21 protein-coding genes are annotated in these 23,604 nt (G+C 69.1%); 8 read left to right on the top strand and 13 right to left on the bottom strand.

The genetic code is table 11. The features are described from left to right. Positions 1-115: 115 nt before the first annotated feature. Together ABZ319_RS17520 and ABZ319_RS17515 are read left to right on the top strand one after the other, a co-directional pair. Positions 116-628: a peroxynitrite isomerase gene (locus ABZ319_RS17520; RefSeq protein ID WP_354987443.1), complete on the top strand. Its 513-nt coding sequence runs from the start codon at positions 116-118 to the stop codon at positions 626-628. A 302-nt stretch (positions 629-930) separates the two neighbouring features. Continuing rightward, positions 931-1,137 carry a hypothetical protein gene (locus ABZ319_RS17515; protein WP_354987442.1) on the top strand — a complete coding sequence of 69 codons (207 nt, stop codon included), beginning with the start codon at positions 931-933 and terminating at the stop codon, positions 1,135-1,137. 24 nt (positions 1,138-1,161) lie between these two features. On the opposite strand, the gene ABZ319_RS17510 is transcribed toward ABZ319_RS17515, so the two are convergent. From ABZ319_RS17510 to ispG, 3 genes are all read right to left on the bottom strand, one after another. Further along, positions 1,162-2,976, bottom strand: a complete 1,815-nt coding sequence (locus ABZ319_RS17510; protein WP_354987441.1) for a penicillin-binding transpeptidase domain-containing protein — start codon at positions 2,974-2,976, stop codon at positions 1,162-1,164. A gap of 87 nt (positions 2,977-3,063) precedes the next feature. Continuing rightward, on the bottom strand, positions 3,064-3,927 hold the full coding sequence (locus ABZ319_RS17505) for a GNAT family N-acetyltransferase (protein ID WP_354987440.1): 864 nt from the start codon (positions 3,925-3,927) through the stop codon (positions 3,064-3,066). A gap of 69 nt (positions 3,928-3,996) precedes the next feature. Beyond that, the gene (gene ispG / locus ABZ319_RS17500; RefSeq protein WP_354987450.1) at positions 3,997-5,130 is read right to left on the bottom strand and encodes a flavodoxin-dependent (E)-4-hydroxy-3-methylbut-2-enyl-diphosphate synthase; all 1,134 of its coding nucleotides are present in this window, start codon (positions 5,128-5,130) and stop codon (positions 3,997-3,999) included. A 207-nt stretch (positions 5,131-5,337) separates the two neighbouring features. Between ispG and ABZ319_RS17495 the strand changes: the two genes are divergently transcribed. Further along, positions 5,338-6,024 carry an endonuclease V gene (locus tag ABZ319_RS17495; protein WP_354987439.1) on the top strand — a complete coding sequence of 229 codons (687 nt, stop codon included), beginning with the start codon at positions 5,338-5,340 and terminating at the stop codon, positions 6,022-6,024. Positions 6,025-6,066: 42 nt separating this feature from the next. On the opposite strand, the gene ABZ319_RS17490 is transcribed toward ABZ319_RS17495, so the two are convergent. The 3 genes from ABZ319_RS17490 to dxr all read right to left on the bottom strand — a co-directional run bounded on the left by ABZ319_RS17490 (position 6,067) and on the right by dxr (position 10,448). Beyond that, complete coding sequence (locus ABZ319_RS17490) at positions 6,067-7,926, bottom strand: TerD family protein (protein WP_354987438.1); 1,860 nt, start codon at positions 7,924-7,926, stop codon at positions 6,067-6,069. Between the two features lie 156 nt (positions 7,927-8,082). Then, positions 8,083-9,285 (bottom strand): M50 family metallopeptidase, encoded by a 1,203-nt coding sequence (locus tag ABZ319_RS17485; protein WP_354987437.1) that lies wholly within the window; start codon positions 9,283-9,285, stop codon positions 8,083-8,085. A gap of 23 nt (positions 9,286-9,308) precedes the next feature. After that, positions 9,309-10,448: a 1-deoxy-D-xylulose-5-phosphate reductoisomerase gene (gene dxr, locus ABZ319_RS17480; RefSeq protein WP_354987436.1), complete on the bottom strand. Its 1,140-nt coding sequence runs from the start codon at positions 10,446-10,448 to the stop codon at positions 9,309-9,311. 156 nt (positions 10,449-10,604) lie between these two features. Between dxr and ABZ319_RS17475 the strand changes: the two genes are divergently transcribed. After that, positions 10,605-10,871 carry a DUF2631 domain-containing protein gene (locus ABZ319_RS17475; RefSeq protein WP_354987435.1) on the top strand — a complete coding sequence of 89 codons (267 nt, stop codon included), beginning with the start codon at positions 10,605-10,607 and terminating at the stop codon, positions 10,869-10,871. 112 nt (positions 10,872-10,983) lie between these two features. Here ABZ319_RS17475 and ABZ319_RS17470 read toward each other — a convergent pair whose 3' ends face one another. Further along, complete coding sequence (locus ABZ319_RS17470) at positions 10,984-11,706, bottom strand: hypothetical protein (protein ID WP_354987434.1); 723 nt, start codon at positions 11,704-11,706, stop codon at positions 10,984-10,986. 349 nt (positions 11,707-12,055) lie between these two features. Beyond that, entirely contained in the window at positions 12,056-13,594 is a 1,539-nt protein-coding gene (locus tag ABZ319_RS17465) for a carboxylesterase family protein (RefSeq protein WP_354987449.1), read from the bottom strand. Between the two features lie 301 nt (positions 13,595-13,895). On the opposite strand from ABZ319_RS17465, the gene ABZ319_RS17460 reads away from it, so the two are divergent. The 3 genes from ABZ319_RS17460 (at position 13,896) to ABZ319_RS17450 (ending at position 18,438) form a co-directional block, all read left to right on the top strand. Further along, positions 13,896-14,504: a hypothetical protein gene (locus ABZ319_RS17460; protein ID WP_354987433.1), complete on the top strand. Its 609-nt coding sequence runs from the start codon at positions 13,896-13,898 to the stop codon at positions 14,502-14,504. After that, a complete protein-coding gene (locus ABZ319_RS17455) occupies positions 14,501-17,740 on the top strand; it encodes a DUF87 domain-containing protein (protein WP_354987432.1) in 3,240 nt (1,079 codons plus the stop codon). The genes ABZ319_RS17460 and ABZ319_RS17455 overlap by 4 nt, the downstream gene beginning before the upstream one ends. Positions 17,741-18,024: 284 nt before the next feature. Beyond that, a complete protein-coding gene (locus ABZ319_RS17450; protein WP_354987431.1) occupies positions 18,025-18,438 on the top strand; it encodes a hypothetical protein in 414 nt (137 codons plus the stop codon). A gap of 69 nt (positions 18,439-18,507) precedes the next feature. Here the strand turns inward: ABZ319_RS17450 and rlmN are convergent, their stop codons facing one another. Further along, complete coding sequence (gene rlmN, locus ABZ319_RS17445) at positions 18,508-19,620, bottom strand: 23S rRNA (adenine(2503)-C(2))-methyltransferase RlmN (protein WP_354987430.1); 1,113 nt, start codon at positions 19,618-19,620, stop codon at positions 18,508-18,510. A gap of 175 nt (positions 19,621-19,795) precedes the next feature. Here rlmN and ABZ319_RS17440 point away from each other — a divergent pair, with 175 nt between their 5' ends. Further along, positions 19,796-20,113, top strand: a complete 318-nt coding sequence (locus ABZ319_RS17440; protein ID WP_354987429.1) for a lipopolysaccharide assembly protein LapA domain-containing protein — start codon at positions 19,796-19,798, stop codon at positions 20,111-20,113. 67 nt (positions 20,114-20,180) lie between these two features. Here ABZ319_RS17440 and ABZ319_RS17435 read toward each other — a convergent pair whose 3' ends face one another. The 4 genes from ABZ319_RS17435 to ABZ319_RS17420 form a co-directional block, all read right to left on the bottom strand. Continuing rightward, the gene (locus tag ABZ319_RS17435; protein WP_354987448.1) at positions 20,181-21,107 is read right to left on the bottom strand and encodes a phosphatidate cytidylyltransferase; all 927 of its coding nucleotides are present in this window, start codon (positions 21,105-21,107) and stop codon (positions 20,181-20,183) included. A gap of 106 nt (positions 21,108-21,213) precedes the next feature. After that, positions 21,214-21,771 (bottom strand): ribosome recycling factor, encoded by a 558-nt coding sequence (frr, locus tag ABZ319_RS17430; RefSeq protein WP_354987428.1) that lies wholly within the window; start codon positions 21,769-21,771, stop codon positions 21,214-21,216. Between the two features lie 37 nt (positions 21,772-21,808). Then, positions 21,809-22,543: a UMP kinase gene (pyrH, locus tag ABZ319_RS17425; RefSeq protein ID WP_354987427.1), complete on the bottom strand. Its 735-nt coding sequence runs from the start codon at positions 22,541-22,543 to the stop codon at positions 21,809-21,811. Positions 22,544-22,679: 136 nt separating this feature from the next. Continuing rightward, entirely contained in the window at positions 22,680-23,573 is an 894-nt protein-coding gene (locus ABZ319_RS17420) for a helix-turn-helix transcriptional regulator (RefSeq protein WP_354987426.1), read from the bottom strand. Positions 23,574-23,604: the final 31 nt, after the last annotated feature.

Below are 23,604 nucleotides of genomic sequence, written 5' to 3'. Positions count from 1 at the left end.
CCGCCCCCCCACACCCCCCCCCCCCCCCCCCACCAACACCCTTTATAAGCCCCACCACCGCCCCGCCCGGCCCCGCCCCCCCCCCCCCCCGCTTCGGGCCGGCGCGCGGCCCACTATGCTGGCCGCCGTGCTCGAACCCCAGACCCCCGTCGAACCCCATCCCGCCATCGCGCATCTGGCCCCGCTGCTGGGCAGCTGGCGCGGCCGCGGCCAGGGCGAGTATCCGACCATCTCCTCCTTCGAATACCTCGAGGAGGTGCATTTCGGTCATGTCGGCCGGCCGTTCCTGACCTACCGGCAGCGCACCCGCGCCGCGGACGACGGGCGGCCCATGCACAGCGAGACGGGGTACCTGCGGGCCATCGGCGGCGACCGGGTCGAACTGATCCTGGCGCACCCCACCGGCATCACCGAGATCTGCGAAGGCAAGCTCGTCACCGACGACTCGGGCATGCGCATCGAGTTGGACTCCACCTCCATCGGGCGCAGCAGCAGCGCCAAATCGGTGACGGCACTGGGCCGCACCATCACCCTGACCGGCGACACCCTCAGCTACACCCTGCGCATGGCCGCGGTGGAACAGCCGCTGCAGCATCACCTCGCCGCGACGATGCACCGCCAGAACTGAGGATGCACCGCCCGAGCTGACCACACCCGCCCCACCCGTCGCGCATCGATCCCGGGCAACCGGTCGGTGCATCGCGACAATTCGATAACGGTCCGGCGTGGCCGAACACGTTCGCCCTGGTGACCCGCACCACGATTCGTTCACAAGTGTGCGGGATCACACCAATGGGTTGCCCCGCATATGTCTGCCCGATTACCGTTCCTTGCGTTGGCAAACAATCAGCCAACACTCATGAGCACAGGTAATCCGAGACAGACCGTTCCGGGTCTCCCGACTCATCCCCAAAACATAGGGAGTGGGCTATGAAGCGTTCGGCTCTTCTACTACTCACCACCGCGGGCATGATCCTCGCCGGCGCCGGCGTCACCGAAATCCTGGGCGATGCCTCCACCGTCGGCCCGCCCGCGAGAACCCTGGCACAGCAGCGTTTCGTCTCCGACACCGTCAACGGCAACATCGAACCCGACGCCTGCAAGCTCACCGCTCGTACCGTGCCCGCCGACCGCTGATCATCCGCGTCGAATCCGAGTCCCTCAATATCCCGCTGGCAACGCCGTGAGCATGTCCCGGGTCACCGCCACCGCGTTATCCGAACTGCCGCCGCGCACCACCAGCGTGGCGAAGGCCATATCGCCGCGATAGCCCACGAACCAGGCGTGCGATCCGCCGTCCACCTCGGCCTCACCGGTCTTGCCGTACACCTCACCCTGATCGCGGATGCGTTCGGCGGTCCCGCCGAGCACCACCCGGCGCATCATCAGGCGCAACCCGTCCACCACCTCGGGCGCGAGCTGCGTGCGATCGCCGGTGATCTGCGTGGGATGCCCCGAAATCAGATAGGGCACCGGGGTCGTGCCGTGCGCGATGGTCGCGGCCACCATGGCCAGCCCGAACGGGCTCATCAGCACCTTGCCCTGCCCGATGCCGTCCTCCGCGCGCTGCACCAGCTCATCGGACTCGGGCACCGAGCCCGACACGGTGGGCAGGCCGACCACCGCGTAGTCCGGTCCCACCCCCAGCGCGGCCGCCGCCGTGCGCAGATCCTGCCCGCCGAGTTCGGAGGCGATCTTGGCGAACGCGGTGTTGCAGGAGCGTTCGTACGCCTGCCACATGGGCACGTCGCCGACCGTGAAGAGGTTGTAGTTCGGAATCGTCCGGTCCCCCACGATGATCGTGCTCGGGCACGGGACCACGGTCTCCGGATCGGCCAGGCCCGCGGACATGGCGGCCGCCGCGGTCACCGTCTTGAAGGTCGAGCCCGGCGGGTACAGGCCCGATGCCGCGACCGGACCGTCGGCATCGGCGGCCGCGTTCTGGGCGATGGCCAGAATCGCGCCCGTGGAGGGCTGCATCACGACCATCATGGCCTGCTCCTGGCGCAGGTCCACCGCGCGCTGTGCGGCGTTCTGGATGTAGCGGTCGACGCTGAGCGAGAACGACGGCGACGCCTGCGGTTCCACCTCGGTCAGCACATCCACGTCGGCGCCGTTGGCGTTGACCGTGAGCACCGCCCACCCGGCCTTGCCGTCCACCTCGTCGATCACGGTCTTGCGGATCTGGGTCAGCAGATCGGGCGCGAAGCGCCGATCGGTGGGGACCATGTCCCACTGCTTGTCGTAGCTGACACCGCGCAGGTTCGCCAGATCGCCGCTGACCTCGTTGTACTCCCACTCCGAGAGCGTGATCACGGTGAACTTGCCCTCGGCCCTGCGGGCGGCGGTGAGCACCGAGAGCGGGGTGAGGCGCTCGTCGAACTGCCGCAGCGCGATGGCGAGCGAATTGGCCACCCCCACCGGATCGGCGGTGCCCTTGCGGTCGAAGAAGATCCGGTAGATCGGGCCGGGCACCAGCACGTCCGAGCCCGAGCGCTCGTTCACCCTGGCCTTGGGCGCGGGCAGGCCGCGCAGCTGGAGGGTCTGGGTATTGCCCAGTTGCGGATGGATATTGGCCGAGTTCCAGCGCACCGCCCAGGCGCCTTCGCTGCGGCCCATCTGCAATTGCCCGCTGTAGGTCCAGACGCGGTTCTTGGGCAGATGCCATTCGTAGGTGTAGTCCACGGTCGCGGTGTCGCCGGTGACGCGCGGCGGCTCCGAATGCGCGATCAACTCTTCTGCCTGCAGCTGATCCCACGCGGAAGACAGTGCGGGAGCGGCTTTTTCGGGCAGGTTGGTGAGATCGGCGGCGGCCTGCACATCCTTGTCCGCGAACGCGGACAGGAAGGCGTCGGCGGTCTGGGCCGGGCCCTGCGGCCCGGAGGCGCAGCCGACCGCGGCCACCGTCACGGCGGTGACGGTCAGCAGGGTGGTCAGCAGGGGGAACCGCCGCGACGAAGAGAACCGAGTTGACATCGGCACAGATCGTAGAGCCAACTATTGGCAAACCGGCGCGACACACTGAGCGAGAACGGATTTCACGCCGTACTCACAGGAAATCGACTAGTCCAGCAGCACCGTGGCGAAAGTTGCGATCTGGCGGAAGCCGACCTTCTTGTAGGCCGCACGCGCGCCCTCGTTGTAGCAGTTCACGTACAGGCTGGCGGTCCGGCCCGAGGCCACCACCACATTGGCGACCGCCGCGGTGCCCGCGGTGCCGACCCCGGTGCCGCGCCGATCCGGATGCACCCAGACGCCCTGGATCTGGCCGGTGCGCCGCGAGAGCGCGCCCACCTCTGCCTTGAACACCACCTCGCCGTCCTCGAAACGCGCCCAGGCGCGCCCGGATTCGATGAGACCGGCCACCCGGCGGCGATAACCCCGGCCGCCGTCACCGGCGCGCGGATCCACCCCGATCTCCTCGGTGAACATCGCGACCGCGGCCACCAGGTAGCGATCGATCTCCTCGGGCCGCACGCGGCGCACCCGCAGATCCGGGGCGACACCCGCCGTGCGCTCGAGCGCCAGCAGCGGCTGGTCCGCGCGTAACTCGCGGGCGGGACCCCAGTGATCGGCCAGCAGCTCCCACAGCGGCAGGGCCAGCTCGCGCCGGCCCACCACCGAGGAACACACCCGCGGACCCCGGACCGCCCGCTCGGCGAAAGCCCGCAGATCGGCCCTGGTACCGCGCAACGGCACCAGATTGGCCCCGGAGAAGCACAGCGAATCCCCGGGGCCGCCACGGCTCCACAGCTCGCCGTACACGCCCCGGGTATCGAGGCCACACTCCTGCAACCGGGCGGCCACCATACAGCTGGCGACCGGATCGGTATCCAGGACACGTAGAACTTGCGTCAGATCGCGGTTCGCGAGCTGACGGGCACCGGACGATTTGGGCCGGCGCGTCGGCTCCAGCACACTCCGCACGTTCACAGCCTGCCAGAACTTGCGGCGATGTGCCCGACTATTGGCCGCGCCCGCCAGTTGACCTGCGTTTTACCCGGCGGTGACCACCGGGGAGCCGGTGCCTTCGCTGTCACCCATCTCCTCCGCGATGCGCATGGCCTCTTCGATGAGGGTCTCGACGATGAGATGCTCGGGCACGGTCTTGATGACCTCGCCCTTGACGAAGATCTGACCGCGGCCGTTGCCCGAAGCGACGCCCAGGTCGGCCTCGCGGGCCTCGCCGGGACCGTTCACCACGCAGCCCATGACGGCCACGCGCAGCGGCACTTCCAAGCCGTCCAGCCCGGCGGTGACCTGCTCGGCCAGGGTGTAGACGTCGACCTGCGCGCGACCGCAGGACGGGCACGAGACGATCTCGAGCTTGCGCGGGCGCAGGTTCAGCGACTGCAGGATGCGGTCGCCGACCTTGATCTCCTCGGCCGGCGGCGCCGAGAGCGAGACGCGGATGGTGTCGCCGATGCCCTCCGATAGCAGCGCGCCGAAGGCCACCGCGGACTTGATGGTGCCCTGGAACGCGGGACCGGCCTCGGTGACGCCCAGGTGCAGCGGGTAATCGCAGGCCGCGGCGAGCTGGCGGTACGCCTCCACCATGACCACGGGGTCGTTGTGCTTGACCGAGATCTTGATGTCGCCGAAGCCGTGCTCCTCGAACAGACCCGCCTCCCACAGCGCGGATTCCACCAGCGCCTCGGGGGTGGCCTTGCCGTACTTCTCGAGCATGCGCTTGTCGAGCGATCCGGCGTTCACACCGATGCGAATGGGGATGCCCGCGGCGCCGGCGGCCTTGGCGACCTCCTTGACGCGGCCGTCGAACTCCTTGATGTTGCCCGGGTTCACGCGCACCGCGGCACAGCCGGCGTCGATGGCGGCGAAGATGTACTTGGGCTGGAAGTGGATGTCGGCGATGACCGGGATGCCGGACTTCTTGGCGATCATCGGCAGGGCGTCCGCGTCCTCCTGACGCGGGCAGGCCACGCGCACGATGTCGCAGCCCGACGCGGTCAGCTCGGCGATCTGCTGCAGCGTCGCGTTGATGTCATGGGTCTTGGTGGTGGTCATCGACTGCACCGAGATCGGGGAATCACTGCCGACGCCGACCTTGCCCACCATCAACTGGCGGGTCTTGCGCCGGGGGGCGAGGACGGCCGCCGGTGCGGACGGCATCCCCAGTGTGATGGCACTGCTCACGATCAGCTGCCTACTTTCGTCTTGTGCTCACCCGTTCCGATCCCGAGCTTACCGACGCGCGGATACCGGTCGCCCTGTGACGGCGGCGACAAGGCTACCTGCGCCGGACGGCCCGCTCGGAGTCGGCCCGGGGCCTACCCTTCTTATTCGTTGCAGATGGCGCGAAGGTATACGGTGCGAAATGTGAAGGTAGCGAACATTGATCCCTGGCCTGCGACACCGGCCGAGGCCATCGCCCTTCAAGATCGGTTGCGCACGCTGGTGATCGCCGAGAACCCGCGACCGCCGAAATTCGAGACGATAGCGGGGCTTGACTCGGCGTACGACGACGCGGGCAACGTCGCCGCCGCCATCGTGGTGCTCGCGGCCGGATCGCTGACGACGCTCGAGACCGCCACCGCCCGGGGGACCACCGATTTCCCCTACGTACCGGGCCTGCTGGCCTTCCGGGAGCTGCCGACCACCCTGGCCGCGTTCGAGAACCTCTCCGCCGCACCGGATCTCATCGTCTGCGATAGCCAGGGGCTGGCCCACCCCCGGCGCTTCGGCTTCGCCTGCCACATCGGACTGCTCACCGGCATACCCACGCTGGGGGTGGCCAAGAACGCGTGGGGCGAGTACGCGGAACCGGGGGCCGAGCGCGGGTCGTACTCGGAGATCACCATCGACGGCGACCCCGTGGGCCGCGCGCTGCGCACCCGGACGGGGGTCAAACCGGTGTTCGTCTCGATCGGGCACCTGGTGGACCTGGACACCGCGTGTGACCAGGTTCTCGCCCTGACCCCCGAGTTCCGCCAGCCCGAGACCACCCGGCAGGCCGACCGGCTGTGCAGACAACTGCTGAACACGGCGTCGGCCGAACAGCGCTAGGGCCGCGCACCGAAGCACTGCCCGGCCGAGTCGCGGCCGAACTCAGATGCGGGCGCCCTTGCGCCCGTTGCACCCGCGGCACAAGATCTGGAGGTTGTCGACGCTGGTGGCCCCGCCCTGGCTCCACGGGATGATGTGGTCGAACTCGAGGTACTGCTTGTCCCCGCACTGGACGCACTTGCCGCCGTCGCGCTGCCAGACCCGGGATTTCACGTCCTGCGGGACGGCGCGCGTATCGCGCCGGCCGGGAGCCAGGACCAGGCGCTTGGCCACCCGCAACGCGCCCTCCAGGACCGCGGCCACGTACTCGGCGTCGGGCACGTGGTAGGTGCCGCCGCCGCGCGTGGTGGTGGCCTCGATGACGACGGTGTCGTACTCGTGGCGGACGGAAACGATTTTGGCCCAGGACAATTCGGCGCCCGCGCCCTGGCCGACGAAGCGCAGCTTCTTGCTGCTGCCGATCAGACGGCCCGGAAAGTGCTTGGGGCCGTTGGCCAGATACTTGATGCGGGTGCCGTTGACGTCGAGATAGAGCAGCTCGTCCGATTCCAGATGCAGGTCGGGGCGCTCGATGTGGGGCAGGTCGCCGACTTTCACCTGGGTCAGCCCGCGACCGCGCAGCATGCGCCGGCGCAGGCCCTCGATGTGGCGGTGCGCGGCGCTCAGATCGGTGCTCGCGCGCAGGATCTCGATCGTGCGCTCGAAATCGGCGAGCTCGTCCTGTTCGATCTCGCCGTCGGCGAAGGCGAAGGCCACCACCCGTTCCAGGTGCGCGAGGGCGAGCGGGCGCAGGGCTTCGCGGCCGGTGCCCTCGCTGATCAGATCGTGGCGCAACAGGATCCAGAGTTCGTCCCACGCCGGTCCGCTCGGGCCGGTGGTGGCCAGCACCTGCCAGACCCGTTCGCGCCAGGACTCCAGGATCCTGCCGACCTCGCTCTCGCACCAACGGCACGCGCTCGGCGGGCCGAAGCGCTGCACGTGCCGGGGGCGGCCGCAGCGCGGGCAGGTCGCGGGATCGTTCGCGGGGTGGGCGGGCCGGTACTCCCCGGTCCAGCCGCTGCCGTTCCACCAGCGCAGGCGGCTCGGATCGGCGGGGACGGCGTACCAGGCGGCCGGCATGTCGGGCACGGGGACGCGGGGTTGCGCGGGGAGCGTGGGAGCCAGGCGCCGTGCGGCGGCGGGCTCGGATGCCGGGGCCGGGGCGGGTTGTGTCGGGGCGGGTTGTGTCGGGGCGGGCTCCGGCGCGGCGGGTGCCGATGCGGCCGACCGTGTGGGCGCGGGTGTGGGCGACGCCTGCGGGGTGGGCGCGGGTGTGGGCGACGCAGATCGGGCGGATGCGGCGGGTGGCGCCGAGCGGGTGAGCGGGGGCGGGGTGGGCTCGGGCTCGGGCGTCGACTCCGGTTCGTCGTCGACCTCGACACCGAATTGTTCCGCCAGTCCGCGCAATCCGCTGTCCCAGCCCTGCCCCACGGCCCGGAACTTCCATTCGCCGTTGCGGCGGTAGAACTCTCCGAGCACCATGGCGGTCTCCCGGCCGGTGCCGCGCACCGCGTAGCGCAGCAGGCGGCCGCCGGGATGGCGCACGGTGAGGATCAAGCCCTCGATGTCACCGAACGAACCCTCGTCGACCGAGCCCGCGATGACAACCCGATCCACAGTCGCCTCGATGTCCGCCAGCGTCAGGCGCAGGGTGGCCCGGCGCGCCGTAACCTCGGACAGCGCAACGGTTCCCGAGGGGTGCGCGGGGGCGTTGAAGAAGACGAAGTCGGCATTGGACCTGATCTTGCCGGTATCGGCCAGCAGCAGCGCCTGCGGATCGAGTCCCCGATCCGAATTCCATTCCAGCACCAGCGATACCGCGGGCGCGGCGACGGCCGCATTCGCCCCACGCGTCAACTCCACGACGCAACACCCGTTCCTTCATCGCGCGATATCGGTCGAGACACGCATCGCGCCAGGAACTTCGGGCCAGCCCGCCCCGTACCCGGGCCATGGCAGCCCCGGTTCGAATCTACCGACAGCCGCCGACAAGATCGAAATGTCGGCGGCCGGGCGGGGTCAGGGGAAGAGCTTGATGGGGTTCATGATGTCCGCGGCCAGGGTCAGGATCATGTACGCGCCGCCGAGCACGACGACCACGTAGGTCGCCGGCAACAGCTTCATGTAGTCGACCGGCGGGCCGTCGGGCAGACCCTTGCGATTGCGGAACAGGTTGCGCAGCTTCTCGTAGATCACGACCGCGATGTGCCCGCCGTCCAGAGGCAGCAGCGGCAGCAGGTTGAACACGCCCAGGAAGAAGTTCAGGCTGGCCAGGGTCAGCACGAACAGGCTCCAGATACCGCGTTCGGCGGTCTCGCCGCCGATCTTGGAGGCGCCGTACACCGAGACCGGGGTCTCGGGGTCGCGCTCACCGCCGGTGACGGCCTCCCAGAGGTCGGCGACCTTGGCGGGCATCTGCGCCAGTGACTGCAGCGTACGCAGCCCGATCTCGCCGGTGAAGGCGGCCGAGGCCGGGATGGCGGCGAAGAAGTTGTACTTCACCGGACCGTAGAAGTCCTGGCCGACACCGACTTTGGAGACCATCTTGACCGGCCCGTCCTTGACCGGATAGGTCGCGGCCTGTTCCGGGGTGACGGTGACGGTGAGCTTTTCGTCGTCGCGTTCGACGGTGTAGGTGAAGGGGCCGGTCTGCTTCTCGGTCTGGTCGCGGAACTCCTGCCAGGTCTTGATCGAGGTGCCGTTGACAGCGGTCACGATGTCGCCGCGCTGGAGTCCGGCCTTCTGCGCCGGGCCCTCGCCGCTGCACGGGATGACCTTCTGATCCGGGCCCTGACTCGAGACGCAGCTGAGCGCGCCGAGCTGGGTGGCCGGGGGCTGATCGAAACGCGGCAGCCCCCACACCACGGCCAGCAGCATGATCAGCAGGAAGCCGAGCAGGAAGTTCATCAGGATGCCGCCGAACATGACGAGCAGCCGCTTCCACGTCTTCTGCCGGTACATGGCCCGGTCGAGTTCCTCGGGTTCGAGCTCGTCCAGGGCGGTCATGCCCGCGATATCGCAGAAACCGCCCAGCGGCAGCGCTTTCAGGCCGTATTCGGTCTCACCGCGCTGAAACGAGAACACCTTCGGGCCGAAGCCGATGAAGTAGCGGCGCACCTTCATACCGGTGGCCTGTGCCGCCCACATGTGGCCGCATTCGTGCAGCGCGACCGACACGGTGATACCGAGGGCGAACAGTGCGAAGCCGATCGCGTAGACCATGCGGTAGTCGAACCCTTCTGCAGTCAGCCGCGCACGAGCGTGCGCGCGGTCTCTCGCGCCCACGAGTCAGCCGCGAGCACCTCGTCCAAAGTACTGGGTTCCGAGCTCCAGCGGTCGGCGGACTCCACGACCCGCTGTACGGTTCGCACGATGTCCGGGAAGCGGATGAGCCCGTCGAGGAAGGCCTGCACCGCGATCTCGTTGGCGGCGTTGTAGACCGCGGTCACGCAGCCGCCGGCCTTGCCGGCCTGCCGGGCCAGCTCGACGGCGGGGAAGACCTCGTTGTCGACCGGTTCGAAGGTCCAGGTCGACGCGGTGGAGAAATCGCAGGCGGCGGCCGCGCCGGGCACCCGGTCCGGCCAGCCCAGCGCCAGCGCGATGGGCAGCTTCATATCCGGCGGGCTGGCCTGGGCCAGGGTCGAGCCGTCGCGGAAGGTGACCATGGAGTGCACGATCGACTGCGGGTGCACGGTCACGTCGATGTCGTCGTAGGCGACGCCGAACAGCAGGTGGGTCTCGATGAGTTCGAGGCCCTTGTTCACCAGGGACGCCGAGTTCAGGGTGTTCATCAATCCCATGGACCAGGTCGGATGCGCCTTGGCCTCATCGGGATTCACCGATTCCAGCATCTCGGCGGTCCAGCCCCGGAACGGGCCGCCCGAGGCGGTGAGCACCAGTTTGGCGACCTCGTCGGCGCGGCCGCCGCGCAGGCACTGCGCGAGCGCCGAATGTTCGGAGTCGACCGGCACGATCTGACCGGGCCGCGCGGCACGGGTCACCAGCGAGCCGCCCGCGACCAGGGATTCCTTGTTGGCCAGCGCCAGTCGCCGCCCGGATTCCAGGGTGGCCAGGGTGGGTTCGAGCCCGAGCGAGCCGACCAGCGCGTTGAGCACCACGTCGGCGTCGGTGCGGCGGACCAGTTCGGTGGCGGCGTCCGGACCGGCCAGCGGCACACCGAGCTTCGCGGCGGCGGCTTCGTCCGCGACCGCCACATTGGTGGTGCCCGTGGCGGCTATCTGCTGCGCCAGCAGTTCGGCATTGCCCCCGCGCGCGGCCAGGCCGACCACCTCGAAACGGTCGGGGTTGGCGGCGATCACCTCCAGCGCCTGGGTACCGATCGAACCCGTGCTGCCCAGCAGCAGAACCTTCACAACGTCGGACACGCGCCCATTGTCCCCTGTCCCGATCGGCGCTGTCCCCCACCCCGGCTCGGCGCGCACCCCGGAGACGGCGTGCCGTGCCGCCACCCTGCTGGCTACGACGCAGGGTCGTATGCCACGATATGGGCCAGCATCGGATTCGAGCCCTTAGGAGCGAAAGTGGCCGCCACGGAACTGGAACCCACCCACAGCGCAGGAGTCGTCACCAAGGTCGACACCGCCGAGGTTCCGTCCGCCGCGTGGGGCTGGAGCGGCGAATCGCGCCGTACCTTCCGCGTCGCCGGGTGGGTCGTCGTGTTCATCCTGCTCGCGATGATCATCGGCAACCACAAGGGCAAGGTCGAGGACATCTACCTCGTCGGGTTCGCCGCGCTGCTGGCCGGCATCATGATCCGCGACTCGTTCCTGCAGCGCAAGCCGCGCTAGGTAGTACGAATTCACAGGTCCCGCAGGCTGTTTCACCGCGCGGGACCCACACGCACTTCGGGCCGGGTCGCTGTCTGCGACCCGGCCCGATTGTGGGTTGTGCTACCCGCGACTACTGGTTCGCGGGATCGTTCAGGCGGTTCACCAGGCCGATGCCGATGATGATCGCGGCCGGCACGCCGGTCACGATGAGGCCGGCGGCGGCACCCAGCGGGATGCCGATGGCCGCGCCCGCGAGGCAGCCACCGATGCCGGTCGCGCCACCGAGGTCCAGGATCGGGATGCCGAGCACGATGCCACCGATTCCACCGATGACACAACCGGCGGCGCCACCGACGATGGTGCCGACCAGGGTTCCGATTGCGGTGGCCAGGCCGAACTGGGTGGCGGCGGCGGAGATGGCGTCGTCGAAGGCTTCCTGGTTCGCGACGTCGTGGCGCAGTCCGTCGGCCACCGGGCGGGCGGCGTCGGTGCGCGGGGTCAGGGTGGCGCGGAGGCCGTCGACGGCGGCGTCGATCGGGTACTCGGCGTCGGCGAGGGTGTAGCTCAGCGGCAGGGCGGTGACCAGGTTGCCCTGGTTGTCCAGCACCTGGAACTGACCGTCGGCGGTGTTGAGCGAACCGGCGGTGGTGGTGACCACGATGGAATCGCCTTCACGAGCGACGTTCCAGCCGATGGAGGGGGCGACCTGAGTGATGCCCTGGTTCACGCCGTCGAGCAGCGAGCCGATGACCGGCGAGGGGGCAGGAGCCGTATCGGCGTAAGAGGTGCCACTCGCAATACCCAGGGCCGCGATGACCAGGGCCGACGTGGCGGCGACTTTGCTGAACTTCATATGACTTCGTGCTTTCTCCCGCGGGTGCCGCCCCCGTCTCGGTGGGGCGCAGGTCCTCGTTCGAGCACCCACGGACAAGTCTCCAACCGTTTGTTGCTGAGAGGTAACTTAAAGTTGCGTAAGAGTACAAAACGGACAGTGATCTACGTAACTCGTTCCGAAACCCGCACGCCAAAGCAAACTTTCAGTCTCTTTTTCTCCCGAAATCAGCCGTGTGACTTGCATCATAAAACAGCGAAATCAACATCATCCGAGGTCACCCTTACGCTTCCTTTACGGCTCGACTCCGCGTCGATGTGAGAACCCCAGCCTCACGAGTCACACGAGCAACAGTGAGATTCGGCCGCTCTCAGTCACTCACCTGTTGCCAGATGGAAGCCAGTGGTAGTTGATCGAAGCGATGCCGCTCCCACAGGCGCCGCGAGGCGTCCTCCGGATAGGCCACCACCACCGGGTCGTTGTCCAGGATCTGGGTGACCCGCCGCGGGGGCACGTATTCGGGCCAGCCCGGATCGCCGCCCCGGGCGAACGCCGCCCACCTCGCCCGGACCAGCTCGGACAGCGTCCGAGCCCGCGGGGACGGGGGGTCACCGAACAGGAAGGGGGCCGGATCCGCGGTGAACGTGCCGAAGACCAGCGGGGTGTCGAGAATATGGGGCGCCCCGAGCGCCCCGCCCATACCCGGGGACCGCCAGGTCAACTCGTAGACGTAGGCCGCGCCGCCGCCGGCGCTCTGACATTCGGCCAGGTGCAGGCTCGGCATGCGGAAGAGCCAGTCGGAGGTGACGGTCAGATAGAGCTCCTCGGCGGTCGCGCCGGGATAGGCGGCGCGAAAGGCCGGTGCGCCACCGGGCTCCGGGGCCAGCGCGGACAGCGCGGTGTCCGCCTCGTCGTCACCGATGCTGCCCAGGCGGGCGGCGGCGAAGGTGCGGAACTCGTCGCGGGTATGGCCGGTCAGCAGTTCGATGTCGCGGCCCGCGCCCGCGGCCAGGGCCTCCCAGGGCGAGCGCGGCAGCACCGCACCGTCCACGACCGGCGAGTACGGCGACGGACTGTAGGCGAACGCGCCCCAGCGCTCGGCGCGCTCGGGCAGGCTCGCCGCGACCAGGTCGCCGGTGCGGGCCAGAAACTCCGGATCGACCGCGGCGAGATCGGTGACGATGGGCCGCAGCCCCAGTTCGGCGGCGACGGCGCCGCTGATGTCGGCGGCCAGTTCCGGCGACAGCAGGCTGCCCGTCACACTTTCCGCGATCGCCCGGCGGAACAGGCCGCGGGCACGCGGGGCGGCCAGCAGGGCGGCGACCGACCCCGCACCCGCCGACTGCCCGAAGACGGTGACCTTGTGCGGGTCGCCGCCGAACCCGGAGATGTTCTCGCGCACCCATTCCAGGGCCGCGATCTGATCGAGTAGCCCGCGATTGGCCGGAGCGCCCTCGAGCAGCGCCCAGCCCTCCATGCCGAGGCGGTAGTTGCACGTCACCAGCACCACCCCGCCCTCCCGGGCGAGCAGCGTGCCGTCGTAGGCGGGATCACCGCCGTGCCCGAACATCCAGCCGCCGCCGTGAATCCAGACCATGACCGGCAGCCGGGCCGCCGAATCCGGTTGCGGAGTCCATACATTCACGGTGAGCCAGTCGTCGCCGGTGGTCTCCGGGTTGCCCGCCGGACCCGGGCTCATGATCTGGGCCTGCGGTGCGGGGGAACCGAATTCGGCGGCCTCGCGCACGCCGTCCCAGGGCGACGCGGGCGCGGGCGCGGCGAAACGCAACCTGCCCGTGGGCGGCTGGGCGTAGGGAATGCCGCGGAACGTCGCGACGTGATCACGCACCCGGCCGCGCACTCGCCCGTTCGCGGTGCGGACCTCGGGTGCGGTGTTCTCGTCGAGCATCACGTCGGATTCCCTTCGCAGTCGGCGGTCGTCATTCGCGAACACTTCGAGTTGCCATGAGATTGCTGTCAACGCTTCGTGTGATCGTAGCGGCCGGTCGGTCCCGGTTCGGGCAGCCGGCGGGCGCGAGTGGCCCCGGGCTGCCCGACGCGGCGGATTCCGCGCAGGGCGATGCCGCCCGCCCGCGTGCCGCGCCGGGAAATATCGTGGATGCGGACGCGGAATCGCGATGCGCGCAGGAGGATTCAGCGTGAGCGCCCGCGACGCGGCTCGGAAGAAGTTGACACAGACAGGGATTGATATGTCCGAAGAGCGATTGACGCTGAACGAACGATGCGTCCTGCTCGTATTGCTGGCCGAGGCGCGCGAGCTGACCAACGCCGAACTCCTCGCTGTCGCGGGAATCAAACTGGACGGCCGAAACCGGGTGCGGCTCAATGAACTCGGCCTGGTGACCAGCACAAAGGTGAATCGGGCGTTCAGTCATGAGCTCACCGACGCCGGCGCGGTGTGGTGCGCGCGCGAACTCTCCGCCGTCCGGCCCGCGCGATCGGGCACGGCAGGCGGCACGCTGTACGCCGTACTGGCCGGTCTGCGCAGGCATCTCGACGAGACCGGGCAGGCACTCGCCGATATCTTCGTCCCGGATCTGGCGGGGCAGGTCGCCACGGCGTACGCCGACATCAGCCGGGGTAAGGGCACCCCGGTCCGGTTGACGGTCCTGCGCAGCCGGCTCGGGACACTCACGCGCGGCGAGGTCGACCGGGCGCTCGAGACCCTGGCCCGCCGAGACGGCGTGCACGTGCGCGCCGAGGCGGATCAGAAGACGCTGACCGAGCAGGACCGCCTCGACGCGATCGTGCTCGGCGGGACGCCACGACATCTGCTCGCCATCGAGGCCGCCCGTTGAACGAGGAACAGCAGCACGCGCTCGCCTCTGTCCAGTTCGGCAGCGTGCTGGGCCCCGACGAGGTGTGGAGTCCGCTCAACTACCACGTGGACGGGTTGCATCCGCACGCGGTGCGGGAGATCGCGCGCCGCGTGGACGCCGCCCGGAACCGGCCCAACAGCACCCCGGTCGGGCTGGTGCTCAGCGGCGAACGCGGGGTCGGCAAGACGCACATGCTCGGCTGGCTGCGCCAGCACGTGCAGGCCGCGGGCGGTGCGTTCTTCATGCCGAAACTGATAGACGGGCAATCGTTCTGGACGGGTGCTGTGCACGGGATCGTCGCGCAGCTGCTGGGCTCGGACGGCGGGCAGCTGGGACGGATGCTGGGCGCGCTCGCCGAACTCACCGGGTGCGGGCCGGAATCGAGTATGCGGCTGCGCGGCATGCTGCAGGTGAGCCGGGCCGATATCGACGAACTGGTCGAGCGGCTGGCGGACTCGCATCCGGAGGTGGCGCTGCACTGCCAGGACACCCTGCGGGCGCTGGTGCTGTTCAAAGCCAAAGGGAGCCCGCGGGAAATCGGGCTCAGCTTCCTGACGCTGGAGGACGGCATCGAGGAGGCAGATCGGCTCGAGTGGGGGTTCCGGCGGCCGAACCGGCTGCCGCAGTTGATATTCGGGGATGTGTCCCGGCTCTTCGCGCTCGCCGGGCCGGTGGTGCTCGCCGTCGACCAGATCGACAGCGTCATAGCGCAATCCGGCTCCGCCGCCGGTGATACGCTCGCGAACCGGCTCGCGGACGGGCTCATGCAGCTGCGTGAGGAGACCACGCGCACCCTCATAGTGGTCGCCTGCATTCCCAAGTCGTGGGAGCTCGTCACCGGCCGGGCCGTGAACTCGGCTGCCGATCGGTTCACCGTGCTCGAACTGTCCACCGCCATGCCCTCGGCCGGGGTCGCGGCGGCGATCGTTGAGCGGCACCTCGGAAGTCTCTACGGTGAAGCGGGTTTCGAGCCGCCGTATCCGACCTGGCCGGTGCTGCCGGGCGCGTTCGACGACCGCGGGGTCGCCGACTACACCCCGCGGCGACTGCTGCAGCAGGTCGAGGAGCATGTGCGACAGTGCCTGGCCGCGAACGAGGTCCGGGAGCTGCGGCATTTCGGGGACGGCGGCCAGCCTCCACCCGGGCCGATCGTCGCGGATCCGGCGGATCTGGCCGCGCTGGACCGGCGGTTCGACGTACTGCGCGCGGAAGCTGACGTGATCAGCCCGCTGGACTCGAAATACGAGGACAGCCAGATGTTCTCGCTGCTGAACGTCGCGCTGCGCTGCTTCGTGCTCGAGCAGGGGGCCGCCGCGCAGCAGTTCACCGTCGACCCGCCCGCGATCGTGCAGCAGGCGCTGCACGCACGACTACGGCGCACCCTGGACGAGGCCACCGAGGACGAGGAGCACTGGAGCTTCCGGGCCATCGCGCACAGCAATCCGCGCGCGGTGCTGACGCGCCTGCGCTCGGCGAGCCTGGAGGCCGGGATCGGGGCCGGGGTCACCAAGCGCCACCTGGTGATTCTGCGCAACACCTTGTTCTCGCCGGGGCCGGCCACCAGGGCCGCGGTCGCGGAATTCGAAGCGGCGCAGGGGCTCGCGCTGCCGGTGTCGCAGGATGACCTGCGCGTGTTCACGGCGCTGGAGACCATGCTCACCGCCGCGACGCCCGGATTTCTCGCGTGGCTGGCGGCGCGGCGGCCCGCGAGCGGGTCGCAGCTGCTGGGGCGGGTGCTGGGTGCGGTGTCGGCGGGGCTCGCCGACTCGCGAATGGCGTCGGGTGGGGGCGACGCGGGTGTGACGGCGGGCGAACGTGCGGGCGGGGCCGGTTGGGGTGCGGGCGCCGCCGAGGCCGGCACGGTGAACGGTATCGGTACAACGGTTCGCGAGCCGGTGGGAATCGGCGCGGTGGGAATCGAAATCCTCGCGCCGGAGCGTGATTCCCGAATGCCGGCTGCGGCAGGCGCGCGAGCGGCCACGGACGCGGACGCCGCGCCGTCGATTCTGCTCGGGCACGGGGTCGACACCGGGGCCGCGTTCCGGGTGCCGCTCGTTCAATTGCGCAAACACACGGCCGTCTTCGCGGGCAGCGGGTCCGGCAAGACCGTGCTGCTGCGCCGACTCGTCGAAGAGGCCGCGCTGCACGGGGTTTCCTCGATTCTGGTCGACACCAACAACGACCTGGCCCGGCTCGGCGATCGGTGGCCGACGCCGCCCGCGACCTGGGGTGCGCGCGATCCCGAACGCGCCGCGGACTATTTCGACGGCACCGAGGTGATCGTGTGGACGCCGCGGCGGGAAGCCGGGCGGCCGCTCGCGCTGAATCCGCTGCCCGAGTTCGGCGACGTGCTCGACGATCCCGACGAATTCCGCACGGCCATAGACGCTTCGGTGGCGGGCCTGCTCACCCGGGCCGGGCTCACCGCGCAGAAGCTGCGCACCGGCACGGCCGTGCTGACCGAGGCGCTCACCTACTTCGCCCGGCGCGGTGGATCCGATCTGAGCGAGTTCGTGGCTCTGCTCGCGAATCTGCCCGAGGGGATCAGCACGATCCGCAACGCGGTGAAACTGGCCGAGGGCATGGCCGACGAGCTGCACGCGGCCATGGTCAACGATCCGGTCTTCGGCGGGGCCGGGGAGCGCCTGGATCCGGGCGTGCTGCTGACCCCGAGCGCCGGGAAACGAGCCCGGATCTCGGTGATCAGCTGTGTCGGGCTGGCCACCGAGGAACAGCGCCAAACCTTCGTCAATCAACTCGAATTGGCGCTGTTCGCCTGGATCAAACGCCACCCGGCCGGTGATCGCCCGCTCGGCGGCCTGCTGGTGCTGGACGAGGCCCAGACCTTCGCGCCCTCGAACGCGACGAAGGCCTCCACCGAGAGCACCCTGAAGCTCGCCACCCAGGCGCGCAAATACGGTCTCGGCCTGGTCTTCGCGACCCAGGCGCCCAAGGCCCTGCACAACCTGATCACCGGCAACGCAGCCACCCAGTTCTTCGGCCTCCTCAACGCCTCGGTCCAGATCCAGACCGCCAAGGAGCTCGCCCGCGCCAAAGGCGGTCACGTGGAAGACATCTCACGCCTGTCGGCAGGCCGCTTCTACGGCGCGACCGAAGGTCTGGGCTTCGCGAAACTGACGGTCCCCATGTGCCTGAGCCACCACCCCGCCAGCGCCCTGACCGAAGACGAGGTCCTGGAACGCGCCCGCCGGTGACCGGAGTGCCGTGCGTGCGCGCTCCAGGGCGTACGGCACCTCGCCCCGCGCCCGGCGCCGAGCCCCGGGCCGGGGCCGAGGGTCGGCCGAGCCCTGGGCCGAAGCGGAGTGTCTTCCGAGCTGGATGCCGAAGGCGGCCCGGTGTTTTCGCACGACGCCGGAAGCGAGCCTCCCCAGCCGGAGGCCGAAGGCGACCCACCCGCTTGGTTTTTCGCGCGTTTCGATTGCACGAGGGCGCGTCTCGAGACAGCATTCAGCGCATGAAATTACAACAGGTTGCAGTTATGTCGGTGACGGCCGCAGCCACCCTCGCCCTCGGTCCGGGACTCGCCACCGCGGCCCCGACCCCCGGCGACACTTCCCGCCAGGCGGTCAGCCGCGCCTACATCGACGCCCTCGTCTCCCACGACGCCCGCGATGTCCCCTTCGCCCCCAACGCAACCCGCGTAGAGGCGGGCCTGCAAACCGGCTACTCCGGCCCCCAACTGGCCTACGACCTGGAACACGGCATCCAGTACAAAATCATCCAAACGATCCGCGACCTGCACATGACCGAGTCCGGCGACGTGGTAACGGCCCGCTACCTCCTGGATTCCGGCATAGCCGGCATAACCCTGACCACGGTCGACATCACCGAAACGTTCCGGATCCCCGACGGCACGATCCACGAGATAGTCGCCACCATCGTCCCGGTGTAATTCGTTCGCACGCATCGCCGTTGGATTCGGACCGCTCGGGTCACGAATCCAACGGTGAACGAACCGAACTCAGCCTTCGGCCGCGAGTTGGCCGCAGGCCGCGGCGATCTCCTGGCCGCGGGTGTCGCGGACCGTGCAGGGGACGCCCTGTTCGTTCACGCGGCGGACGAACTCGCGTTCCACCGGCTTGGGGGCGGCATCCCATTTCGAGCCGGGGGTGGGGTTCAGGGGGATCACGTTCACGTGGACCCGGGAGCCGAGGGCCTTGTGGAGCTTCTTGCCGAGCATGTCCGCGCGCCAGGGCTGGTCGTTCACGTCGCGGATCAGGGCGTACTCGATCGAAACCCGGCGGCCGGACTTGTCGGCGTAATACCGTGCGGCATCGAGGACTTCGGCGACCGGCCAGCGATTGTTGACCGGCACCAACGTGTCTCGCAACTCGTCGTCCGGAGTGTGCAGGGACACAGCCAGAGTCACCGAGAGATCCTCGTCGGCGAGTTTGCGGATCGCGGGGGCCAGGCCGACCGTCGAGACCACCACGTTGCGCTGGGAGATGCCCAGGCCGTCCGGGGCGGGCGAGGTGATCCGGCGGACCGCGTTCACCACGCGCTTGTAGTTGGCCAGCGGCTCGCCCATGCCCATGAAGACGATGTTCGACAGGCGGCCGGGACCACCGGCGACCTCGCCGTCACGCAGGGCGGCGGCCGCGGAGCGCACCTGGTCGACGATCTCGGCCGTGGACAGGTTGCGGGTCAGGCCCGCCTGGCCGGTCGCGCAGAACGGGCAGGCCATACCGCAGCCGGCCTGGCTGGAGATGCACAGCGTGGCGCGGTCGGGATAGCGCATGAGCACCGACTCGAGCAGCGTGCCGTCACCGGCCTTCCACAGCGTCTTGCGGGTGGTGCCGTCGTCGCACGAGATGTGCCGGACGGTGGTCAGCAGCTGCGGGAACAGCGCATCACCGATCTTGGCGCGCACCGCCTCGGGCAGATCTGTCATCAGCGCGGGGTCGGCGACCAGCCGGCCGTAGTACTGCCGCGCGATCTGATCGGCGCGGAACTTGGGCAGCCCGAGCTCCTCCACGGCCGCCTTGCGTTCGGCCGAATCCAGATCGGCGAGGTGCCGCGGCGGCAGGCCACGGCGGGGGGCGTCGAACACGAGGGGCAAGGGGGCGGCAGTCATAACCCTTCCAGTGTTCCATCCGAAACCGCATCGCGGGCCGTCGGGGTGCGATGCGCTCATCACAGTCGACCGGATTCCGGCAAAGCTCGCGCGGCAAACCCCGAGTTGAAGCGACATATCCGAGATACCGGACGAAATACGTGCACCGGTCATAGCGATCGGCAATGATCGAATCATGACCACCGACGCCGTACCCAACCCTGGACCGGAACCGACTCCGACCACGAGCGACGACAAAGGCCAGGGCGTCCTCAAGACCCGCGCGGGTTACGCCTGGATCGGCCTCGTCATCGCCGCGATTCTCGGCATCGTGCTGCTGATCTTCATCCTGCAGAACCTCGAACAGGCCCACGTACAGCTGTTCACCTGGAACTGGAACCTGCCCATCGGCGTGCTCGTGCTGCTGTCGGTGATCGTCGGCGCGCTGGTCACCGCGCTGGTCGGCGGCTACCGCATCCTGCAGCTGCGCCGCGCGGCGAAGAAGGCGCACTAGGCCGGAACGCCGACGTCCGGTCCCCGAGCGGGAACCGGACGTCGCGAGGTGTTCGGGGGCCCGCCCGTCACAGCAGTGCGGTCAGCACCAGCCAGGAGACGAAGGCGGACGGCAGCATCGAGTCCAGGCGATCCATGATCCCGCCGTGTCCGGGCAGCAGGGTCCCCATGTCCTTGATGCCCAGTTCACGCTTGATCTGGGATTCGATCAGATCGCCGGTGGTCGCGATCAGCACCAGGCCTACGCCCAGCAGCACGCCGATCATGGAGTTGGCCTGCAGCAGCAGCGTCACCGTGAGCAGACCGCCGATCACGCTGAACACCAGCGAGCCGCCGAACCCCTCCCACGACTTCTTCGGGCTGATGGCCGGAACCATGGGGTGCTTGCCGAACAGCACACCCGCGACATACCCGCCGACGTCCGAGCAGACCACCAGGATCATGAAGGTCAGCACGCGCAGATTGCCGTCGTCCTCGAGCAGCATGAGGACCGCGAACGAGGCGAGCAGCGGCACCCACGCCAGGGTGAACACACTGATCGCGGTGTCGCGCAGATAGTTTCGCGGCGTAGCGCGGAGCCCGTGATCGAACAGCCGCCACACCATGAGCGTCAGCGCGCTCGCGCCGAACGCGCCGAGCACACCGGCGGTGCCGAACGGCCAGGCCAGCCAGATGATCGCCTGCCCGCCCAGCAGCAACGGCACCCGCGGCACCAGCACATCGGCCTCGCGCAGGCGCTTGGCCACCTCCCAGGTCGCCACCGCCATGGCCGCCGCGATCACGCCGATCAGCACCTCGGGCGCGAACAGCAAAATCGCGATGAGCGACAGACCCAGCCCGAACCCCACCCCCAGCGCCGCGGGCAGATTACGCCCGGCCTTGGACGCGGGAGGCTTACCGGCGGACACCGCGGCATCCGCCGCGGGCGCCGGGGTCTCCGAGACGGGCGCGGCCGGCGGCAGCGCCTGAGCGGTGCCCTCGGCCGGCGGCGTCATCGCACCGGTGGATTCTTCGGCCACGATTGTCCTGTCGCTCACTTGTCGTTTCGTCCCTACCCCCGGCCGCGACCCGGCCGTCCCGATGAACCTCGAGCAGCGGTGATCACACCTCGAGCAGCTCGGCTTCCTTGTGCTTCACCAGCTCGTCGATCTGTCCGACATAGCGGCTGGTCGTCTTGTCCAGATCCTTCTCCGCGCGGCCGACCTCGTCCTCGCCCGCCTCGCCGTCCTTCTGGATCCGGCCCAGCTCGTCCATGGCCTTGCGGCGCACGTTGCGGATGGTGATCTTGGCGTCCTCGCCCTTGGCCTTGGCCTGCTTGACCATCTCGCGGCGCCGTTCCTCGGTCAGCTGCGGGATCGACACGCGGATGATGTCGCCGTTGTTGGTCGGGTTCACACCCAGATCCGAATTGCGGATCGCCTTCTCGATCTCCTGCATCAGCGCCTGCTCGTACGGCTTGATGACCACCATGCGCGGCTCGGGCACGGTGATGCTGGAGACCTGAGTGATCGGAGTGGGCGACCCGTAGTAGTCCACCACGATCCGGGAGAACATACCCGGGTTCGCGCGACCGGTCCGAATGGAACCCAGGTCGTCCTTCGCCACCGAGACGGCCTTCTCCATCTTTTCCTCGGCCTCGAAGAGCGCTTCTTCAATCACGGCGTTTCCTCCACAGCGTCATCGTTCTTCTCGTCGGTCACGACCGAACCAGCGTGCCGATGTTCTCACCGGCGACCGCGCGAGCAATATTGCCCTTAGTCAAGAGATTGAACACCAGCATGGGCATCTGGTTGTCCATACACAGGCTGAACGCGGTGGCGTCGGCGACCTTGAGACCGCGCTCGATCACCTCTTTGTGGGTGATCTCGGCGAACATGGTCGCGTCCGGGTTCTCCCGCGGATCGTCCGAGTAGACGCCCTCGACGGCCTTGGCCATCAGCACCACCTCGGCGCCGATCTCCAGCGCGCGCTGGGCGGCGGTGGTATCGGTCGAGAAGTAGGGCATGCCCATGCCCGCGCCGAAGATGACCACGCGGCCCTTCTCCAGGTGCCGCTTGGCGCGCAGCGGCAGGTACGGCTCGGCGACCTGCCCCATGGTGATGGCGGTCTGCACGCGGGTGTCGATGCCCTGCTTCTGCAGGAAGTCCTGCAGCGCAAGGCTGTTCATCACGGTGCCGAGCATGCCCATGTAATCCGAGCGGGCGCGCTCCATACCGCGCTCCTCGAGTTCCGCGCCGCGGAAGAAGTTGCCGCCGCCGATGACGACCGCGACCTGGACACCGTCCTCGACGACCTCCGCGATCTGCTCGGCCACGGTCTGCACCACATCGGGGTCCAGGCCGACCCGCCCACCGCCGAACATCTCGCCGCCGAGCTTGAGGAGCACTCGGCGATAGCCCTTGCGGTCGGGCGCCGTATCCGGGTCCGTCATCGGTCTCCTGTTCTCGGGGGCTCTCGAACACAGCCACGCACATGAAAAGACCATCCCGGCGCACGGAAATGCACGGGACGGCAACAAGCTTTCGTCCATCCTGCCTCACCGACGGTCACGGGGGTGAGGCGACCCTCTATACCGTGCCCGAATTCGTGACATTGCGCGGCGGCGCGGCGGGGCCCGCCACGGCGGCCATCCGCGCGGCGGACAGCGGCGTGGCCGGGACCTGCACGACCAGCAACAGGCCGGGATCCTCGGCCGGGCGCAACTGGAACAGCTCCAGCTCGATATCCCCGGCGTCCGGGTGCGCCACGACGATCGTGGCGGGGCGGAAACGACCCACCGGGTACTCGGACCACCAGCGCCGGAACTCCGGGCTCTCGCGGCTCAGCTCGGACACCAGGGCGGACAGTTCCGGATCGCCGGGGCGGCTGCCGGTGGCATCGCGCAACTGGCTCAGCACCGCGCGGGCAGCGAACTCCCAGCGGGGCATGCGAGCGCGATTCTCCTTGTCGGTGAACATCATCCACAGCAGATTGCGACGACGCGAGGGCAGATCCAACGGGTCGTGGCGGACGCGCGCGTAGGCGGTGTTCCAGACGACGTAGTCGAAGTTGCGGTCGAAGATCGACGCCGGATTCGGCAGGACGGCGTCGACCAGGCGTTGCAGGCGGGCGTTGTCGGCGGCGATCCGGCCGTCGTCCGGATCGGTGAGGCCGGCCAGTGCGCGCAGGTGACGGTGCTGATCGGGGTCCAGGCGCAGGGTCCGGGCCAGCGCGTCGACGACCTGACGGCTGGTCTCCACCGCACGGCCCTGCTCGAGCCAGGTGTACCAGGTCAGGCTCACCCCGGACAGTTCCGCGACCTCCTCGCGGCGCAGGCCGGGCGTGCGGCGACGAGCCGGATCGCCGTACGGCAGCAGTCCGACATCGGCCGGTCGCAATCGGGCCCGGGCCGCTCGAAGGAACTCCCCCAGCTGCGCGTACCTGGACGCCGGGATATCCGAATGACCTTCGCCGCTTACCATTTCGCCGATACCCCCGTACAGAGCGCCCGGG

Source organism: Nocardia sp. NPDC005978 (assembly GCF_040614455.1).
Taxonomy (GTDB): domain Bacteria; phylum Actinomycetota; class Actinomycetes; order Mycobacteriales; family Mycobacteriaceae; genus Nocardia.
Note: the sequence above shows the minus strand (reverse complement) of the source record. Positions and strands in the feature narration are given on the sequence as shown.

Bases quoted from the DNA above. Each gene is read 5' to 3' on its own strand.
- ABZ319_RS17515 (WP_354987442.1), top strand. From the start codon at position 931: ATGAAGCGTTCGGCTCTTCTACTACTCACCACCGCGGGCATGATCCTC.
- rlmN (WP_354987430.1), bottom strand. From the start codon at position 19,620: ATGACTGCCGCCCCCTTGCCCCTCGTGTTCGACGCCCCCCGCCGTGGC.
- ABZ319_RS17435 (WP_354987448.1), bottom strand. From the start codon at position 21,107: ATGACGCCGCCGGCCGAGGGCACCGCTCAGGCGCTGCCGCCGGCCGCG.
- ABZ319_RS17450 (WP_354987431.1), top strand. From the start codon at position 18,025: ATGTCGGTGACGGCCGCAGCCACCCTCGCCCTCGGTCCGGGACTCGCC.
- ABZ319_RS17510 (WP_354987441.1), bottom strand. From the start codon at position 2,976: ATGTCAACTCGGTTCTCTTCGTCGCGGCGGTTCCCCCTGCTGACCACC.
- ispG (WP_354987450.1), bottom strand. From the start codon at position 5,130: ATGCCGTCCGCACCGGCGGCCGTCCTCGCCCCCCGGCGCAAGACCCGC.
- ABZ319_RS17460 (WP_354987433.1), top strand. From the start codon at position 13,896: ATGTCCGAAGAGCGATTGACGCTGAACGAACGATGCGTCCTGCTCGTA.
- ABZ319_RS17440 (WP_354987429.1), top strand. From the start codon at position 19,796: ATGACCACCGACGCCGTACCCAACCCTGGACCGGAACCGACTCCGACC.
- pyrH (WP_354987427.1), bottom strand. From the start codon at position 22,543: ATGACGGACCCGGATACGGCGCCCGACCGCAAGGGCTATCGCCGAGTG.
- ABZ319_RS17520 (WP_354987443.1), top strand. From the start codon at position 116: ATGCTGGCCGCCGTGCTCGAACCCCAGACCCCCGTCGAACCCCATCCC.
- ABZ319_RS17470 (WP_354987434.1), bottom strand. From the start codon at position 11,706: ATGAAGTTCAGCAAAGTCGCCGCCACGTCGGCCCTGGTCATCGCGGCC.
- ABZ319_RS17485 (WP_354987437.1), bottom strand. From the start codon at position 9,285: ATGGTCTACGCGATCGGCTTCGCACTGTTCGCCCTCGGTATCACCGTG.
- ABZ319_RS17465 (WP_354987449.1), bottom strand. From the start codon at position 13,594: ATGCTCGACGAGAACACCGCACCCGAGGTCCGCACCGCGAACGGGCGA.
- ABZ319_RS17420 (WP_354987426.1), bottom strand. From the start codon at position 23,573: ATGGTAAGCGGCGAAGGTCATTCGGATATCCCGGCGTCCAGGTACGCG.